The organism is Arthrobacter sp. Y3222053 (assembly GCF_059092805.1).
This window is the reverse complement of sequence record NZ_JBNHIA010000001.1, coordinates 543143-560671: the sequence shown is the minus strand read 5'-3', so window position 1 is coordinate 560671 and position 17529 is coordinate 543143. Positions and strand designations below refer to the sequence as shown.

At 70.1% G+C, this 17529-nt stretch carries 17 protein-coding genes; 10 read left to right on the top strand and 7 right to left on the bottom strand.

Annotated features, from left to right (window positions below; genetic code table 11):
* Nucleotide 1 precedes the first annotated feature (1 nt).
* Nucleotides 2–1903 (top strand): FAD-binding monooxygenase, encoded by a 1902-nt coding sequence (locus AC5RUW_RS02665; protein ID WP_494159272.1) that lies wholly within the window; start codon nucleotides 2–4, stop codon nucleotides 1901–1903.
* 89 nt (nucleotides 1904–1992) lie between these two features.
* Here the strand turns inward: AC5RUW_RS02665 and AC5RUW_RS02660 are convergent, their stop codons facing one another.
* Both AC5RUW_RS02660 and AC5RUW_RS02655 read right to left on the bottom strand, forming a co-directional pair.
* Nucleotides 1993–2634 (bottom strand): hypothetical protein, encoded by a 642-nt coding sequence (locus tag AC5RUW_RS02660; RefSeq protein ID WP_494159271.1) that lies wholly within the window; start codon nucleotides 2632–2634, stop codon nucleotides 1993–1995.
* Nucleotides 2635–2698: 64 nt separating this feature from the next.
* Complete coding sequence (locus tag AC5RUW_RS02655; protein ID WP_494159270.1) at nucleotides 2699–3364, bottom strand: hypothetical protein; 666 nt, start codon at nucleotides 3362–3364, stop codon at nucleotides 2699–2701.
* 381 nt (nucleotides 3365–3745) lie between these two features.
* Here AC5RUW_RS02655 and AC5RUW_RS02650 point away from each other — a divergent pair, with 381 nt between their 5' ends.
* The 3 genes from AC5RUW_RS02650 (at nucleotide 3746) to AC5RUW_RS02640 (ending at nucleotide 6126) form a co-directional block, all read left to right on the top strand.
* Nucleotides 3746–4414, top strand: a complete 669-nt coding sequence (locus AC5RUW_RS02650; protein WP_494159269.1) for a response regulator transcription factor — start codon at nucleotides 3746–3748, stop codon at nucleotides 4412–4414.
* The gene (locus AC5RUW_RS02645; protein ID WP_494159268.1) at nucleotides 4411–5658 is read left to right on the top strand and encodes a sensor histidine kinase; all 1248 of its coding nucleotides are present in this window, start codon (nucleotides 4411–4413) and stop codon (nucleotides 5656–5658) included. The genes AC5RUW_RS02650 and AC5RUW_RS02645 overlap by 4 nt, the downstream gene beginning before the upstream one ends.
* 72 nt (nucleotides 5659–5730) lie before the next feature.
* Nucleotides 5731–6126 carry a hypothetical protein gene (locus tag AC5RUW_RS02640; protein WP_494159267.1) on the top strand — a complete coding sequence of 132 codons (396 nt, stop codon included), beginning with the start codon at nucleotides 5731–5733 and terminating at the stop codon, nucleotides 6124–6126.
* Between the two features lie 75 nt (nucleotides 6127–6201).
* Here AC5RUW_RS02640 and AC5RUW_RS02635 read toward each other — a convergent pair whose 3' ends face one another.
* The 3 genes from AC5RUW_RS02635 to AC5RUW_RS02625 are packed head-to-tail and all read right to left on the bottom strand — an operon-like array spanning nucleotide 6202 to nucleotide 9673.
* Nucleotides 6202–7542, bottom strand: a complete 1341-nt coding sequence (locus AC5RUW_RS02635) for an MFS transporter (protein ID WP_494159266.1) — start codon at nucleotides 7540–7542, stop codon at nucleotides 6202–6204.
* A gap of 10 nt (nucleotides 7543–7552) precedes the next feature.
* Nucleotides 7553–8545: a PDR/VanB family oxidoreductase gene (locus tag AC5RUW_RS02630; protein ID WP_494159265.1), complete on the bottom strand. Its 993-nt coding sequence runs from the start codon at nucleotides 8543–8545 to the stop codon at nucleotides 7553–7555.
* 9 nt (nucleotides 8546–8554) lie between these two features.
* Nucleotides 8555–9673 carry an aromatic ring-hydroxylating oxygenase subunit alpha gene (locus AC5RUW_RS02625; protein ID WP_494159264.1) on the bottom strand — a complete coding sequence of 373 codons (1119 nt, stop codon included), beginning with the start codon at nucleotides 9671–9673 and terminating at the stop codon, nucleotides 8555–8557.
* Nucleotides 9674–9891: 218 nt separating this feature from the next.
* On the opposite strand from AC5RUW_RS02625, the gene AC5RUW_RS02620 reads away from it, so the two are divergent.
* A complete protein-coding gene (locus tag AC5RUW_RS02620; RefSeq protein ID WP_494159263.1) occupies nucleotides 9892–10491 on the top strand; it encodes a PadR family transcriptional regulator in 600 nt (199 codons plus the stop codon).
* Here AC5RUW_RS02620 and AC5RUW_RS02615 read toward each other — a convergent pair.
* Nucleotides 10488–11690, bottom strand: a complete 1203-nt coding sequence (locus AC5RUW_RS02615; protein WP_494159262.1) for an ROK family protein — start codon at nucleotides 11688–11690, stop codon at nucleotides 10488–10490. The genes AC5RUW_RS02620 and AC5RUW_RS02615 overlap by 4 nt on opposite strands.
* 101 nt (nucleotides 11691–11791) lie before the next feature.
* Here AC5RUW_RS02615 and gap point away from each other — a divergent pair, with 101 nt between their 5' ends.
* A complete protein-coding gene (gene gap / locus AC5RUW_RS02610) occupies nucleotides 11792–12799 on the top strand; it encodes a type I glyceraldehyde-3-phosphate dehydrogenase (protein ID WP_494159261.1) in 1008 nt (335 codons plus the stop codon).
* A gap of 114 nt (nucleotides 12800–12913) precedes the next feature.
* On the opposite strand, the gene AC5RUW_RS02605 is transcribed toward gap, so the two are convergent.
* Entirely contained in the window at nucleotides 12914–14248 is a 1335-nt protein-coding gene (locus AC5RUW_RS02605) for an alpha-amylase family glycosyl hydrolase (RefSeq protein WP_494159260.1), read from the bottom strand.
* Nucleotides 14249–14771: 523 nt separating this feature from the next.
* Here AC5RUW_RS02605 and AC5RUW_RS02600 point away from each other — a divergent pair.
* The 4 genes from AC5RUW_RS02600 to AC5RUW_RS02585 all read left to right on the top strand — a co-directional run bounded on the left by AC5RUW_RS02600 (nucleotide 14772) and on the right by AC5RUW_RS02585 (nucleotide 17491).
* Nucleotides 14772–15368 carry an RNA polymerase sigma factor gene (locus tag AC5RUW_RS02600; protein WP_494159259.1) on the top strand — a complete coding sequence of 199 codons (597 nt, stop codon included), beginning with the start codon at nucleotides 14772–14774 and terminating at the stop codon, nucleotides 15366–15368.
* Nucleotides 15334–16527: a CU044_5270 family protein gene (locus AC5RUW_RS02595; RefSeq protein ID WP_494159258.1), complete on the top strand. Its 1194-nt coding sequence runs from the start codon at nucleotides 15334–15336 to the stop codon at nucleotides 16525–16527. Before AC5RUW_RS02600 ends, AC5RUW_RS02595 begins: the two co-directional genes overlap by 35 nt.
* Before the next feature lie 212 nt (nucleotides 16528–16739).
* Nucleotides 16740–17231, top strand: coding sequence for a DUF2975 domain-containing protein (locus tag AC5RUW_RS02590; protein WP_494159257.1), 492 nt, complete (start codon nucleotides 16740–16742; stop codon nucleotides 17229–17231).
* On the top strand, nucleotides 17231–17491 hold the full coding sequence (locus AC5RUW_RS02585; RefSeq protein ID WP_494159256.1) for a helix-turn-helix domain-containing protein: 261 nt from the start codon (nucleotides 17231–17233) through the stop codon (nucleotides 17489–17491). The genes AC5RUW_RS02590 and AC5RUW_RS02585 overlap by 1 nt, the downstream gene beginning before the upstream one ends.
* Nucleotides 17492–17529 lie beyond the last annotated feature (38 nt).

The window sequence follows — 17529 nt, the reverse complement described above, 5'->3', positions numbered from 1 at the left end:
CGTGCAATTCCACCATCACGGCTACGTGTCCGGGGACCCGCGCATCGAGCCCGCCGCCGGCGTCGGAATCGACCGCCCCGAGGAGCTCCCGGAGGAAGTCGACGTGCTGATCGTCGGCACCGGCCCGGCCGGCATGATCGCCGCCGCGCAGCTGTCCCAGTTCCCGAACGTCACCACCCGGATCGTGGAGCGGCGGCCCGGCCGACTGGTGATCGGCCAGGCCGACGGTATCCAGGCCCGCAGCGTGGAAACCTTCCAGGCGTTCGGCTTCGCCGAGGAAATCACCGCCGAGGCGTACCGGATCACGGAGATGTGCTTCTGGCGCCCGGACCCGGAGGACCCCTCCCGCATCGTCCGCGCCGGCCGCGCGCTCGACGACCCGGCCGGCATCAGCGAGTTCCCGCACCTGATCGTCAACCAGGCCCGCGTGCTGGACTACTTCGCCCGGTTCATGGCCTACTCCCCGGCGCGGATGACGCCGGACTACGGCTACGAATTCGTCTCCCTGGAGGTCGACGACGCCGCCGAGTACCCGGTCACCGTCACCCTGCTGCACACCGCCGGCCCGCTCGAGGGCACCGAGCGCACGGTGAAGGCCAAGTACGTGGTCGGCGCCGACGGCGCGCGTTCCAAGGTCCGCGCCTCCATCGGGTGCACGCTGGCCGGCGACGCCGCCAACCACGCCTGGGGCGTGATGGACGTGCTCGCCAACACCGATTTCCCGGACATCCGCACCAAGTGCGCCATCCAGTCCTCCAACGGCGGCTCCATCCTGCTCATTCCGCGTGAAGGCGGGCACCTGTTCCGCATGTACGTGGACCTGGGCGAGGTGCCCGAGGACGACAACGGCGCGGTCCGCAAGACCACCATCGAGCAGATCATCGCCAAGGCCAACGGCATCATGGCCCCCTACAGCCTCGACGTGCGCAACGTCGCCTGGCACAGCGTCTACGAGGTGGGCCACCGGCTCACCGACCGGTTCGACGACGTGCTGCCGGAGGACCTGGGCACCCGCACCCCGCGCGTGTTCATCACCGGCGACGCCTGCCACACGCACAGCGCCAAGGCCGGCCAGGGCATGAACGTCTCCATGCAGGACGGCTTCAACATCGGCTGGAAGCTCGGCCACGTGCTGGACGGCCGCAGCCCTGAGTCGCTGCTGGCCACCTACTCCGCCGAGCGCCAGGTGGTGGCGAAGAACCTCATCGACTTCGACAAGGAATGGTCGACGCTGATGGCGAAGAAGCCCGAGGAGTTCGAGAACCCCTCGGACCTCGAGGACTTCTATGTGCGCACCGCCGAATTCCCGGCCGGCTTCATGACCGAGTACACCCCGTCCATGCTCATCGCCGAGGCGAAGCATCAGGACCTGGCCGCCGGCTTCCCCATCGGCAAGCGCTTCAAGTCCGCCCCGGTGCTGCGGGTCTCCGACACCAACCCGGTGCAGCTGGGCCACCAGCACAAGGCCGACGGCCGCTGGCGGATCTACGTCTTCGCCGACGGCGCCGCCGCCGGCACCTCCCCGGCCGTCACCGAGCTGGCGGAGTGGCTGGAGAACGCCCCGGACTCGCCCCTGGCCGCCACCCCGGCCGGCCTGGACCGGGACGCCTGGTTCGACGTGAAGGTCATCTACCAGCAGGACCACACCGCCATCGACCTCAACGCCGTTCCGGCCGTGTTCAAGCCGCAGGTCGGACCGTTCCAGCTCACCGACCTGGCCAAGGTCTACGGCACCGATCCCAACGCCGACATCTACGAGGCGCGCGGGCTCTCGCGCGACGGCGTCGTGGTGGTGGTCCGCCCGGACCAGTACGTGGCCAACGTGCTGCCGCTGACGGCGACCGCGGAGCTGGGCGAATTCTTCGCGCCGCTGGTGGCCGGCCGCAAGGCCGGGGCCGTCTAGGACTGCTTCGGCTCCACGACCGGTTACTCGACCCACGCACGACGACGGCGGCACTCCGGTGCCGCCGTCGTCCTGCGTGTGCCCGGCGCCTAGACGTTGAGCTCCTGGAACCAGAGCACGCGCACGTTGGAACAGCTGCCCCGGAAATAGTCCCGGTCCGTCGCAGTGTCCCCGCTCTGCGCAGGGGCGATGACCGTCGCGTCGTAAACCTCGAGGTTGGCCACGTATGCCTGGAGGGCGGGCAGCGACGTGAACGTGGCGAGGTGCGCCAGGGCCTCGTCCCGGCCCGTCGCATCGCCGTCGTCCCCGGCCTGGAGATAGGAGCCTATCCACGCGCAGAACCAGTAGTAGGCCACGTCGAGGTCCTGGTTGCCGTCCTCGATGACGACGTTTCTGCCGTTGGGATTGATCTTGGGATCGGTGCTGGTGAGGTGGCTGGTGTCGAAGTACCAGTCGACGCCGTCCGGCAGCGGCTGCGGGAATTCCGCGATGGCCTCGGCCAGCGCCGCGTCGTAGCAGTCAACCTTGATGCTGGTCATGCCGCCGGGCTCCTGGCGCAGGATCTCTCCTCCGGGGCAGGGCCGCAGCGTCATGGTCGGCTTCGGCGCGGGCCGGGCCTGAAGCTCGGCGATCGCCTGCGCCTCGTTGAGCTCCGCATCGGTCGGTCCGCAGCCGGTGAGGGCGGCCGCCAGCAGGGCTGCGGACAGGACCGCCGCCGTTCGTCTTTTCATTTATCCCCCAGAAGTCAGCTCCCTGGAGGATAGACGGGAAAACCGCCGACGGATAGCTGTCGAATCAGCCGACGAACCCGTGCCGCGCCGGCGGTGGATCTCCCCGGTCCGGCCAGAGCGGTCCGGCCTTTGCCGCCGCGGCCAGCAGAGGAGCGACGGCGACGCCGGTTACGGTCTCCGGGATGCCTCGATCCAGCCACTGCAGGCCGATCCGGATGCTGCCGGCAGGCGGCAGCGGCCACATCCAGTAGTCCCGGGCCCAGCGGTCCATGAAGGCCGCGGGCGGGCCCAGGCCCTCCAGGACCGGGCCCTCGACCTGGTCCGAGCGGATGTCCTGCACTCGCGCCCACGGCGACTCGTCCAAGGTGGTGACCTTCCGCCCGTCGTCGAACTCCACACCCCAGCGCAGGCCGCCGGCTCGGAGCCGCTCGTCGAGCTGCCCGCGGCCGTGCGAGCGCTCCAGATAGGAGAACACCCGGTTCCGGGCCTGCCGGCCGGAGTCCCGGATGCGCAGGACCAGCCGGAGGCTCAGCCCGTGCGGGAAGCAGCCGGCGCTTTCCAGGAACGCCGCCGTGCTCTCGGAACGGGCGATCTCTGTGTTCAGGGCCACGATCACCGGGCGCTGATGCCAGGCCGGGCCTGTCCACGGCGGGTCCTCTAACGGCGGCAGGTGGTCGTCATCCTCCGCGGCGAAGCCACGCTGCGGTACCGCGGGAAAGAAGGAAGTCACGCTGCTGCCCCCTGGAATCGGCCGTGCCCTGCACTCGTTTGTCTGGCTGAGTGTACGCGGGACCCGACGCAGCCTCTCAGACGGATGGCATCAGGTGAAGGTCAGGTCATCTCTTGTACAGCTGATGTCGCTAAGACCCCGCCTAAGCTGCGTTATCTGTACAAACGATGGACGGCAGAGCGGCAGGACGGCGCTATCCAGCATTATCTGTACAAAGGATGCGCGGGTAATGGGGGCGGAGCTGCCTGAGGTAGACGCTGCGTCAGCGGCCGGATCTGCCTGCGGGTGGCGCGCCGGCAGCGTCAACGAAACCGTCGGCCTCCGGGCGCATCCGCGTTCGAGCCATGCCGCCGGCGCCGGGGCCGCTCCTATACTGCAGCAATGGAGGCCCAGCCGCGGATCCTGGTGGTCGAGGATGACCGCCGCCTTGCCCGGATGCTGGAGGAGATCCTGGAATCGGAGGGCTACGCCGTCACCTTGGCCTTCGACGGGCAGCGGGCCCTGCACGAGGGGCTGACCCGCGAGTTCGACGTGCTGCTGCTGGACCGCGGGCTGCCCGCCATCGAAGGCCTCGACGTGCTTACCCGGCTGCGCAGCCGCGGCGTGCTTGCTCCGGTGCTGGTGCTCTCGGCGTTGGGCACTCCAGCGGACCGGGTGGAGGGCCTGGACCGCGGCGCCGAGGACTACCTGGCCAAACCGTTCGACGTCGATGAGCTGCTGGCCCGGCTGCGCGCCCTGCGCCGGCGCAGCATCGCGCGGGTTCCGGTGCTGACCGTTCCGGGCGGCTCCTTCGACGCCGCGGGCCGCACGGTCAGTACCGCGGACGGCGCGCAGGTGGTGCTCTCCGAGCGGGAGGCGGCGCTGCTGGAGGAGCTGGCCCGCAACCCGCGCCTGGTCTTTCCGCGGGCGGAGCTGCGGGACCTGGTGTTTCCGGACGCGGACGACGACGGCGTGGTGGACACCTACGTCCACTACCTTCGGCGCAAGCTGGGCCGGCCGGTGATCACCACCGTGCGCGGCGTCGGCTACCGGCTGGGCGCACCGGCATGACCGGCCGGGACCGGTCCGAGCTGCGCCGCGCCGCCGTCCGCCTTTCCCTGCAGTACACGGCGCTGACCGTGGTGCTGCTGTCCCTGGCCGGGCTGCTGGTCTACGCCCTGGCCGCCGCCGGAACCCGGGACGCCACCCACGACACCCTGGAAACCGCCGTGCAGCTGGACAACGTCCGGGACGTCCCGCTGAACGTCTTCCTGGCCGTCTACGACCGGGGTCGGCTGACGGTCTCCCGCGACATGCCCGGCGGGCTGCCCGTCCAGGACGCCCTGGCGGAGGTCGCTGCGGGCGGCGGGCCGCGGGAGGACACCGTCGAGGCGGACGGAAACACGTACCAGGTCCTCACCGCCCGCACCGGCCGGGACGTGGTGCAGGCCGCCGTCGACACCCGGGAGGCCCGGCAGGAACTGGAACGGCTGGCCCTGGCCCTGGTGGCGTCGGTCCTGGCCGCCGCCGTGATCGCCGCCGTGTTCTCGGTGCTCGCCGCCCGGGCGGCCATGCGGCCGCTGGCCCGCGCCCTGGACCTGCAGCGACGCTTCGTGGCCGACGCCGGCCACGAGCTGCGCACCCCGCTGACCCTGCTCAGCACCCGGGCGCAGCTGCTGCGCCGCCAGCTGGGAACCCGCGCGAATCACCCCGCGCCGGAACCGGTTCCGGAATGGCTGGACACCGGACTGGACGAGATCGTGGCGGACACCCAGGTGCTCACCGGCATCCTGGAGGACCTGCTGGTGTCGGCGGACCCCCGCCGCGCCGGACCGGCGGAACCGGTGGACGTCGCCACCCTGGCCCGCCGCGCCGCCGAGGCCTTCGGCGCGGAGGCTGCGCGCCGGAACCTGCAGCTGGCCGTGACCGGGGACGGCGGGCCCCTGGTCGTGCGCGGCAGTCCGGCCGGACTGCAGCGGGTGCTCACCGCGCTGCTCGCCAACGCCGTCGACTACGCCCGCACCCGCATCGAGGTGAGCGCCGTACGGGAGGGCCGGGACGCCGTCGTCCGCGTCACCGACGACGGACCGGGGCTGCCCGCGGAGCTGCAGGACCGCATGTTCGACCGGTTCGCCTCCGCCCGGAGCACGCCCGACACCGGCGGCGGACATGAGCGGCACTACGGGCTGGGTCTGGCGCTCGCCGCCGAGATCACCGCCCGCAGCGGCGGAACCCTGCGCGCCGACTCCCGGCCCGGTGCCGGCGCCTCGCTGGTGGTCCGGCTGCCCCTGGCCGGCCGCGGAGCCGGGACCTGAGCGGCGCACAGGTCTAAGAAACCTCCAAGAAATCCCTCCGACGATGGAAGCATCAGGAACGATTCAACGGAGGTGAAACCCATCATGCAGGTGGGAGACAAGGCCAAGCGGATCCTCATCTGGACCGGAGCGGGCCTGGGCGGCGTGGCCCTGCTGGCCGGCAGCTTCTTCACCGGAGCGGCCGTGGCAGAGCATGACCGGTGGGAGGATGCGTCCTACTCCCAGGAGGACTTTGACCGGGACGGCGACGGTCCCTTCGCCGACCAGGACCAGGACGGGGACCAGGACGGCCGCGAGCGGCACCACGGCGGCCCGCGCGACCGGGACGGAGACCGACCCGAGGCGCCGGACCGGGACGCCGACGATGACACTGACGCCGACTCTGACTCCGACGCCGAAACCGACGATAACGCCGAGACCGACGGCAACAGCGACGACGGCAACGACGACGGCGGCGAGCAGTCCTGACGCCCAGGGCGGAAAAGCCGGGCAGGGCCGGCACCTTCCCGTGGGGAGATGCCGGCCCTGCCGTTTGCGTTCGGACTAGGCCGGGGTGGTTTCCGCGGCCGCCGGGCGGACGGCGTCGGTGCCCTGATGCGGGCGCAGCCGCCACAGGGCCAGCGCGGCCAGCAGGACGACCACCGCGACGCCGATGTACAGGCTGGTCGGCGACCAGCCGGCGTCGAGCAGCGCGCCGACCAGGATCGGTGCGAGGATGGCGCCCACCCGCCCGACGCCGATGCCCCAGCCCACGCCCGTGGTCCGCACCGCCGGGGCGTAGGACTGCGGAGCCACCGTGTACAGGCCGGCAATGCAGCCGTTGATCAGCATCCCGACGACCACGCCGCTGGAGAAGGCCAGCAGCGGCACCGAGGTGCTGGTGATGAACAGCACCAGCGTCGCTGCGGAGAGCACGGTGAAGGCGATCAGGGTCAGGCGGGCGTCCCACTTGGTGGTCAGCGCCCCGTAGAGCAGGGAGCCGAAGGTGCCGCCCATGGTGAGCATCAGCCCGCCGATGATGCCCTGCTGCTGGCTCATCCCGGATTCCACCAGCAGGGTGGGGGTCCAGGAGTTCGCGAAGTAGAAGCCGAACATGATCAGGAAGAAGGAGAGCCACAGCAGCAGGCTGGTGGTGCGGTAGCCGGGACCCAGCAGCTGGGCCACGCTGCCCTTCCGGGGGCCGTCGACGGCGGGCGGCGTGCCCAGGACGATGTCGCCCTGCAGCCGGAGCCGGCGGACGATGCCGGCGAGCTGCTTCTCGGCGTTGGCCGGTCGGCGGGCCCGCAGGTAGTCCACGGATTCGGGGAGCACGACGGCGACCAGCAGGATCGCCACGACGGTCACGATGCCGCCGGCCAGGAACACCGAACGCCAGCCGAAGGCGGGAATCAGCTGGGTGGCGCCCATGCCGCCCAGGGTGGCCCCCACGCCGTAGCCGGCGGTGTAGATGCTCACCGCCATGCCCCGGTACCGGTTGTTGGAGTATTCGCTGGTCAGCACGGTGACCGTGGCCAGGATGCCGCCCACGCCCAGGCCGGTCACCACCCGCCAGATGCCGAGCTCGAGGGCGGAGTTCGCGGTGGCGGAGAGGAACAGGCCCAGCGCGTTGACGGCCAGCGCCACCAGCAGGATCAGCCGGCGGCCGTACCGGTCCGCGAACGGCCCGAAGGCCAGGGAGCCGGCGGCCATGCCGATCAGGCCGGTGCTCAGCAGCCAGCCCAGCTGGGACCCGGTGAGCCCGAACTCCTCGGTTACCGAAGTGGCGGTGAAGGCCATGGCCAGCACGTCGTAGCCGTCCAGGGCGTTGAGGAAAGCCGCGATGGTGACGATGCCCCACTGATAGGGGGACATGCTGGAGGTGTCGATCTTCTGTCGGATGTCCATGCGGGACCTTTCAGGAAACGTCAATGGTGACGAGGGCGGGGGAGCCCGGGGCGGCGGAGGGAGCGACGGCGCGGGAGACGCAGCAGCACATCTGGGTGTTGGGTTCCTTCTGCCGGTCCGAATAGAAGACGTCCCGGTGGTCGATCCGGCCCTCCAGGGCCAGGACCTTGACCTGGCAGAGCCCGCACTCGCCCTTCCGGCAGTCGAACATCATGTCCACGCCCTGCCGTTCGAGGGCTTCGAGCATGGACTCGTCCGAATTGACGGTCGCCTCCACGCCGAGGCGGGGGATGCGCACGGTGAACGGCTCGGCGTCGAACCATCCGCTGTTGCCGAACGTCTCGTAGCGCAGGTTGGTCGGGTCCAGGCCGCGCTCGAGCCAGGCGCGGCGCACGGCATCCATCAGCCGGATGGGCCCGCACATGTACAGCTCCCCGCCCGCCGGCACGCTGTCGACCAGGGCCTGCACGTCCAACGAGCTGCCTTCGTCGTCGATGTGCGTCTCGAGGCAGGAGCCGTGCGCCTGTTCGAGCCGGTCGGCGTAGGCCATCGCGGCGCGGGAACGGGCGGCGTAGACCAGCCGGTAGCTCGCACCCAGCCGCTGCAGCAGGGCGGCCATGCCGGCGATCGCCGTGATGCCGATGCCGCCGGCCAGCAGCACATAGTGGGGAGCGCCCACCCGCAGCGGGAAATTCTGCAGCGGCTGGGTGATCTCCAGGACCTGCCCCGGGACCAACCGGTGCATGAACACCGAGCCGCCCCGCGAGGTCGGGGTGAGGAACACGCTGATGGCCAGCTCGGCGCCGTCGGGGCTCGCGTCGACCACGGAGTAGGAGCGGAGGGTCGCCGTTCCGTCGATCAGGACCCGGACGTCCACATGCTCGCCGGGGCGGACGGGCCGCGGCAGCTCGGGGCGCAGGACAATGCGGCGGATACCGGCGGCAACCTCCTGCACCTCCTGCACGACGGCGTTCTGCCAGACCTGTGAATTGGAGTCAGCCATGATGCAGCCTCAGGCCCCCGTGACGACGGCGGCGTCGGCGGCGGCGAGGCGTCCCTCGGCCTCCAGCGCCCGCTCCAGCAGGCGGCGCACCCACATGCCGCCGGCGTCGATGTTCAGGCTGTAGAACTCGTAGTCCGGGTTGGCATCGATGGCGGCCTGCTGGGCCTGCAGCATGGCCTCATCCTCGCCGAACACCCCGTGCACGCCGTTGCGCAGCTGGGTGGTGATGAGCTGGCTCTCCAGCCGGTAGTTGCGCATGAAGGCCCAGAAGTAGTGGCAGGAGCGCTCCGTTTCGGGAGTGATGGTGTTCATGACGTAGCCGTTGACGCCGCGGGAGCGATCGCCCTCCGGCGCGCCGGTGCCGGCCTCCGCGACCCCGACGTCGATGCAGATGGTGGAGGGGAAGTAGTAGTGGATGATCTGCCAGCGGTCGACCTTGCCTTCGAAGCCGGGGAACTTGTCCCGCATGTTCTTCAGCCAGAAGGGCGGCGCGTCGATGTTCCGCATCCAGCGGGTGACGGTCACCGAGTTCTCATCATGGGTGACCTCGAATTCGGATTCGCTGAGCTCCTCCTGGCCGATCGAGGAGCTGTGCACGAACTCCTCGTGGGTGAGGTCCATCAGGTTGTCCAGCACCAGCTGGTAGTTGCAGGGGGCGTGGATGGTCTCGCCGTCGCCGGCCCATTCGGTACTGCCCAGCTGGTGCATGTCGGGCACGAGGGTGGGGTCGGCCAGGGTGGGATCGCCCAGCCAGACCCAGATGTACCGGTAGCGCTCCACCACCGGGAACGAGGGCACGGTGGCGGAGGGGTTGAGCGTCTCCTGCGCCGGCATGCCCGTGCAGCGGCCGGCCGAGTTGTAGCGGAGCCCGTGGTACGGGCACTGGATCTCATCGCGGCCCACCAGCTTGCCCATGGACAGCGGCGCGAGCCGGTGCCAGCAGGCGTCGGCGAGGGCCACCGGGTTGCCTTCCGCGGTGCGGTAGAGGGCCAGCGGGCGGCCGGCGACCTTCCGCGCGAGGATGCCCTTTCCCGTGACTTCGTGGTCCCAGGCCGCCACGTACCAGGCGTTGAGCGGGTGGGAGAGGAGTTTGGCGGTGGTGGTGCTCTTGGTGGCGGGAACAGTCATGGCGGGTCCTCTGCTGCGCTCGGCGATGGTAGCTAGCCAACTACCTATGTCGATAGTTAGTCGGTGAGATAGCTCACATGCTAGCCAGCGGAGGGGGCGGCGGCAAGCGTTGCGGCCCGCGGGCCGTCTGCGCCGCCCGCCTCCCGGTCCCGGCCTGCCGCCGGAGCCCGGCTAGGCTTTTGGAGGAATACCGACGTGTGTGGAGGGGCGAGGGCCGGTTGAGTCTACGAATGGCATTACTTGCGCTGCTGTCATCCGGTCCCATGACCGGGTACGACGTCGGCAAGCAGTTCAGCGCCTCCGTCGGCCATGTCTGGCACGCCCCGGATTCGCAGATCTACCCGGAGATGCGCCGGCTGAACGCCGAAGGGCTGCTCTCCGCCCGCCCGGTGCCCTGGGGCTCCCGGGGGGCAACCAAGACGGAATACGCGCTCACCGCTGAGGGCGAGGAGGAGCTGCGCCGCTGGCAGGAACGGCCGCCGACGTACGTGCGCGAACGGGACCCGGCCCGGCTGCGGGCAGCCTACTTCGAGTGGGCCCCGCCGGGCGCCGCCGCCGCGCAGCTGCGGGCGCACATCGCCCATCACGAGGAGCAGCGGCTGCAGACGCTGCGGGTCATCGACGAGCTGCAGCGCCGCACGCAGCCCACCCTGGCCCGCCGCCTCAGCCGCTATCCGGAGCAGGAGCAGGACCGGATCGTCGCCTTCAAGGTCTTCGCGTACGAGGGTCAGCTGGCCCGGGTGGAACAGGAAATCGCCTGGGCGAAACGTGGATTGGAGCTGCTGGACAGGCTCGGCGAGCCCGAGGCTGCCGGCTAAGGTCCGGGGCGCGGCACCAGCTCCAGCATGTGTGCCTGCACGTAGTCCAGCGCCAGGCGCACCGCTCCGGCGGGCACCAGCAGCTCGCCCATGTCCGAGACGGCCACCCGTGGCGGCTCCGGCACGTACCGGCCCAGCTCCTGGGTCATCGCCGGCAGCAGCGCGGTGGCGGAGGCGGCGACGGCGCCGCCGATCACGATCAGCTTCGGATCGAAGAAGGTGCTGACCAGTGCCAGTACCCGGGCCATCCGGCGGGCGATCCGGTCCAGGATCTCCGCCGCCACCGGGTCCCCGTCCGCGGCGGCCTCGAACACGAACCGCGCCGACGCCCGGTCGGTGTCCGGCCCGACCAGGGCCCGGATCCGCCCGTTGTGCCCGTCCCGCAGCGCGGCGCTGCCCCAGAGGCGGGCCAGCTTGGCGATGCCGTCCTCGTTGCCCACGCCCTCCACCAGTTCCAGCCCGCCCATCGCCCCGGTGCCCCCGCGGGCCCCGTGCAGCAGCCGCCCGTTCTCGATGATGCCGCTGCCCAGGCGCTCGCCGGCGAGGATCACGGCGAGGTTGTCCTCCCCGGCGCCCACCCCGCGCCAGCGCTCGGCCAGGGCGGCGAGCTTTGCGTCGTTCTCCACCAGCAGCGGCCAGCCCCGGACTTCGCTGAAGGCTTCGGTCAGGCCCAGGTCGAACAGCTCGGCGGCCTCCTGCTCGGGGGCCACCGTGCCGTCCGCAGTGACCTGCGCGGCCAGGCCGAGCCCCGCGCACAGCACCGCGGAGGCGGGCACCGCGGCGTCCGCCAGCGCGGCGTCGACCGCGTTGGTGACCACCCGGCGTCGGGCCTCCGGCTGCCCGCCGTGGCGGGGGAAGCGGGCTTCCGCGCGGCCGACGACGGCGCCGGCCAGGTCGGCGACCAGCACGCGGACGGTGGCGATGCCGACGTCGAGCCCCAGCACGTAGCCGGCGGTCTCGTTGAACGCGAAGCGTCGGGCCGGCCGGCCCTTCTGGCCGCCGACGCGCGGGGAGTCGGCTTCGCGCGCCCAGCCGCGTGCGATCAGGTCGTCACACACGGCGATGACGGTGGCGCGGGTCAGGCCGGTGGCCTCGATGAGGTCGGTGCCGGTGGCCGAGGGGACGGTGCGCAGCACGTCCAGGACGGCGCGCAGATTCGTGCGGCGCAGCAGCTGCGGAGTGCTGGCGGAGGAGTCCATGGCGCAGGTCCCTTTGACGTGTGGCGGTTACAACAGCATAATTATAGAAGGTACTAAATATAGGTTCTAAATCTAATACTCTTGAGCCTGAGGAGGCCACAGTGACGGTACGCGTCGGTATCAACGGTTTTGGTCGCATCGGCCGCAACTACCTGCGGGCGGCCCTGCAGCACGGAGAAGGCTTCGAGGTCGTCGCGGTGAATGACCTGGGCGATCCCGAGCAGCTGGCCCACCTGCTCAAGTACGATTCGGTCGCCGGACGGCTGGCCGAGAAGGTCTCCGTCGAGGACGGCAACCTGCGCGTCGGCGAGCGGACCATCAAGGTGCTTGCCGAGCGCGATCCGGGCAGCCTGCCCTGGGCCGAGCTGGGCGTGGACATTGTCATCGAATCCACCGGCTTCTTCACCAACGCCGAGGATGCGCAGAAGCACATCTCCGCCGGCGCGAAGAAGGTCCTGGTCTCCGCCCCCGCGAAGGGCGACGCGCTGACCGTGGTGATGGGCGTCAACGAGGGCGACTACGATCCCGAGAAGCACGACATCATCTCCAACGCCTCCTGCACCACCAACTGCCTGGGCCCGCTGGCCAAGGTCCTCAACGACGCGTTCGGCATCGAAAAGGGCCTGATGACCACGGTGCACGCGTACACCGCGGACCAGAACCTGCAGGACGGCCCGCACAAGGACCTGCGCCGCGCCCGCGCTGCAGCCCTGAACATGGTGCCCACCTCCACCGGTGCCGCCAAGGCCATCGGCACCGTGCTGCCGGAGCTGAAGGGCAAGCTGGACGGCTTCGCCATCCGCGTCCCGGTGCCCACCGGTTCCGCCACCGACCTGACCGTCACCCTGGAGAAGGAAGCCACGGTCGAGGAGATCAACGCCGTCTACCGCGAGGCCGCACAGGATCCGCGCTGGGCCGGCATCCTCACCTACACCGAGGATCCGATCGTCTCCTCCGACATCGTCGGCGACCCGGCCTCGTCCATCTTCGACGCCGGCCTGACCCGTGTGATGGGCAACCAGGTCAAGGTCGTCGCCTGGTACGACAACGAGTGGGGCTACTCCAACCGCCTGGTCGACCTGACCGGGCTGGTCGCCTCCAAGCTCTAAGGCGACACCGCACTCTTTCGCAACGTGTACGACGGCGCCGCCGGACCTTTTCGGTCCGGCGGCGCCGTCGTTGGTGTGTCCGGGCGGTTTCGCTGCTCGGTGGGGCCCGGTCTCTCAGCCCAGGACGGCCCAGCCGCGGGCCGGCAGCTGCGCCGTCCGGTGCTCGGGGTTCAGTCCTGCGGCTCCGGCGAGGACGTCCCTGCTGCTTCCCGCGGGAACGGTGGCCGGCGCATTGGTAAGATTGAGCGCGACGACGAGCGGCGGCTCCCCGGCGGCGCTTGCCCGATAGGCGAGGACCTCATTGGAGCGTTCGAGTACCTCGGTGCGGGCCCGGTGCAGCCACGGGTGGCGGCGGCGCAGTCCGATCAGCTGCCGGTGCAGCTCAAAAACCGGTGCCCCGACCGGGGAGAACTCTTCCGGCGCGGCCGGGAAGCGGGGCCGGATGTCGTCGTCGCCGCCGGCCCGGTCCTCCTTGATCCCGCGGTAGCCCTGCTCATCGCCGTAGTACACAGCCGGAGTGCCGCCCACCGTCATCAGGATCACCAGCGCGTGCGCGGCCAGGGCCGGATCCGCCAGCTTGCTGGCAATCCGGGTGACGTCGTGGTTGCCGATGAAGGTCCACGGGACGAAGGAGTCGAGGAACGCGTTGTGCCGCTCCAGCGCGGCGGTCAGCTCCCAGAAGTTGGCGTCGTTGAGCGAACTCCAGACGGCCTTCCAGAGCTCGTACTGGGTCGCTGCACCCAAGGCGCCGGCCTGCACTTCGGCGGCGTAATCACCGTGGATGTACTCGCCCACGAAGTAGGCGTCCGGGTGGGAACGGCGGACCCGGCCGGTCACCTCCGCCCAGAACGACGCCGGCACCGCATAGGCTGCGTCCAGCCGCCAGCCGTCTGCGCCGCGTTCCAGCCAGTAGTCCATCACCTTGACGACGAAATCGGCGACCTGGGGTTCCGCGTGGTTCAGTGCCACCAGGTGGTGGTGGCCCTCGAAGTCCCTGTAGCCGGGCTCGGTGCCCGGGCCGGCGCCGTCGGGCCAGTCCAGGTGGAACCAGGCGGCGGTGCCCGCCGGCGGCCCCTCGGCCAGCACCCGTTGAAACGGCTCGAAGGAGCGCCCGACATGGTTGAACACGCCGTCGAGCAGGATCCGCAGGCCGCGCCGATGCGCCTCGGCGACCAGCCGGTCGAAGTCCTCGTCCGTGCCCAGGCGTGGATCGACCCGGTAGTAGTCCGTGGTGTCGTAGCCGTGGGTTTCGGAGGCAAAGATCGGCCCGAGGGCCAGGCCGGAGGCGCCAAGTTCGACGACGTAGTCCAGCCAGGGCAGCAGGTCCAGCAGCCGGTGCGCGCGGGCCGGCTCGGACACGGCCTGCTGCTCAGCTCCGGTGAAGCCCAGCGGATACACCTGCCACCAGATGGCGTGCTGCACCCAGTCCGGTTCGTGCATATCTGCCATGCCTTTCGCCGCCGGTACCGAGGGCGGAGGACCTGATCGGACGCCGCCCGTTCCCGCTCAAGTCTGCTGGAGGGCTGCAGCGATGGCCAAACCTTCCGGTGTGCAGCGCCGACGGCGGGTGCGGCGGCCGTCCATTGGATGGCAGTGCCGCTTCCCTCCGTTTCGCGCAGGGGCCCTCCACTTGGCGGCGTTTCCCTCCAGTTGGCGGCGTTCCCCTCCGCTTTGACCGTTACCTCCGGTTCTACCTGGAGGAAACGGCCGAAGTGGAGGGGCTGACTGCGAAGCGGAGGGGCCGTCGGAAAGCGGAGGGCTCTGGGTAGGAAGTGGTGGACTCGCCAGGGTGGGCCGACACATAAGAGGCCGACCGGCCCGGAGCGTTGGACAGGGAGGGTGCCCGACGGCGGGTAGGTTGGGCGGGGGTTGGATCAGTCACCGGAATGCCCCGACCGGCAGGGAGACGGCTCCCGCGAAAAGAAATCGGAGCAGACCGTGAACCTTTATCGGTGAGCGGGCATTACAGAGCGTGAACACAGACAAAGAGCTGGTGGAACGGTCGCGCTGGGGTCCGGCCGTTTTTGGGGAACTCTATGACCGGCACGCGCCGGACATCTACCGGTACGCCGCCCGGCGGGCCGGTGACTTCGCCGCCGAAGACGTGATGGCGGAGACCTTCCTGATCGCGTTTGAGCGGCGGCAGACCTTCGAGGGTCCGGACGAGGCAGTGCGGCCCTGGCTGTTCGGCATCGCGACCAACCTGCTGCGCCGGCATCATCGGGCAGAGTCGCGGATGCTGCGGGCGCTGGCCCGGAACAGCGGCCGGGCCGAGACCGCTGACGGGCTGGACCTGGTGGACGCGCGGGCTGATGCCGACGGCGCCCGTGCCCGTATCGGCCAGGCCCTGCAGGCGCTGGCCGACATCGACCGCGAAGCGATCCTGCTCTACGTCTGGGCGGACCTGACGTATGAGGGCATCGCCACCGCGACCGGAGTGCCCATTGGCACCGTCCGCTCGCGAATCAACCGCGCCCGGCGGAAGCTTCGGGCGGACCTCGGCTTCACCCTCCTGGATGAAATGGACAGTGATCATGGACGACCTGCAGCTGCTTCGCGCCACGCGTAACACCGCCGAAACCGTTCCGCCGGCGGTCCTGGCCGCCGGCCGCGAACGGCTCATGAAAAAAGCCGCCGAGGAAGAGCGCCGTTCCCTGGCGCACGCCGCGGCCGGGCCCGACGCCGGCGGGTCCGACGCCGGCGGGTCCGGTGCCGCGTCCGACACCGGCTTTGGCGGCTCGGGCGGGTCCGCCGGTGCCGGACACGGCGGGGGTCAGGTGCTGCGGCCCCGCCGTCTCTTGCGGCGGGTGCTGGTTGCCTCCGCGGCTGCGGCGGCCATCGTCGCCTCGGTGGTGACTTTCGACGTCGTCGGCTCCGGTGACAGTCCGGCGACAACTGCCTCCGCAGCCGAAGTGCTCAACGCAGCTGCGACGACGATCGAGGCCTCCGACCCGGTGCTTGCACCAGGGCAGTACCTGTCGATCGACACCAAGGCCGTGTATACGACCGCCACTGTCGCGGCGAACGGCGAAGAGTTCGTCTGGTTGGCGAGCCAGGATCACCAGCTCTACGTTCCGGCGGATCGAACCGGCGAATGGGTCTGGGTCCGGCAGCCAACGGAACCCGTGCAGTTCTTCGACGAGGCTTCCCGGCAGGAGGCTGAACGTCAGGCCGCCGAACGGGAAGCGGACGGAACATTGAACGAGGCTGAGGTCTGGCGGGCACCTGCCGGTCAATGGCGGCCATATGGGGAAGAGCTGGGGCCCGTTGCACTCGGCCCTAAGATCTTGGGCGATATGCCGCTGGAGGAAGCGATTGCCACCGCGCCGCGGGACCCTGAGGCGCTGCTGGAGTTGATTTACGACTATCAGCGCGGCCAAGGCAAGGGCGATGCGCCCTACGAGGAAGCCTTTACCACCATTGCGGACACCCTCCGAGAAGGCGTCATCGTGCCGGCGGACCTTCGGGCGGCTCTGTATAAAGCGGCGGCCCTGATCCCAGGTTTGACCGTGGTGGACGAGCAGGCCACGCTGGACGGCCGCACCGGTGTGTCGCTCGGCATGCAATCCAGCCGATATGAAGCTCGCCGGGAAATCATCGTCGATCCGGCGACGGGGCAAATGATCGGCGAGCGCGAAATCCTGCTCGAGGATGTGGAAGGCATTCCGGCGGGAACCGCCTCGGCCTGGACCGCCGTGACCACCTCCGTGGTGGACTCGGCACCGTAGCCGCCCGGCGTTCCCTCCGCTTTGTCACTGGGCCTCCGGTTTGTCCGTTTCCTCCGGCTCTACCTTGAGGAAACGGACAAACCGGAGAAACCGGCCGAACCGGGGGGATCCGGACGAAACGGCGCGACGCCGTCAAGCGATCTTCCGCCGCACCTTGATTCACCTCTCGAAATTCGATAGATATGAGCCGTTACCCATTCGAAGGAGGAGCCATGGGACGGCTCACCATCCTCACCCTGCACGTCCTGCTGGCGTTGGTCCTGGCCGGCACGGTGTTCGTCCAGGCGGTCATGGTGCCGCTGCTGGGCGCCGACCTCGCCGAGGCGGGCGCCGGCGTCGTCCGCCTCCCGATCCTTGTCATCGTGCTGCTGGGCATCGTCTGCTTCCAGCTCACCCTGATCTGCGTGTGGCGGCTGCTGACCATGGCGCGGCGCGGCACGGTCTTCTCCCATGACGCCTTCCGCTGGGTGGACCTCATCATCGGCGCCGTCGCCGCCGCCGCGGTGCTGTTGGTGGCCCTCGGCGTCGTGCTGGCGCCCGGCGAGGCCGTGGCGCCGGGCATCGTCCTGCTGATCGGGGGAGCGACGGTGACGGTAGCCGCCGTCGCGCTGGTGGTGCTGGTGATGCGCACGCTGCTGGCCCAGGCCGTGGCGCGCGACGCCGAGGCGCGGCACCTGCGCAGCGAGCTGGACGAGGTGATCTGATGCCGATCGTTGTGGACATCGACGTCATGCTCGCCCGGCGCAAGATGCCGGTGGGCGTGCTGGCCGAACGCATCGGCATCACGCCCGCCAACCTGGCCGTGCTGAAGAACGGCCGGGCGAAAGCCGTCCGGTTCACCACCCTCGAGGCGCTCTGCGAGGTGCTGGACTGCCAGCCCGGGGACCTCCTGCGCTGGGAGCCCGACGACGACGGCGGGCAGGAACCCTCGGGCACCGCCGAAACAGCCGCCCGGGAACGGTAAAGGGAACGTTTCCCGCGGGAAACGCAACGGAAACCGCC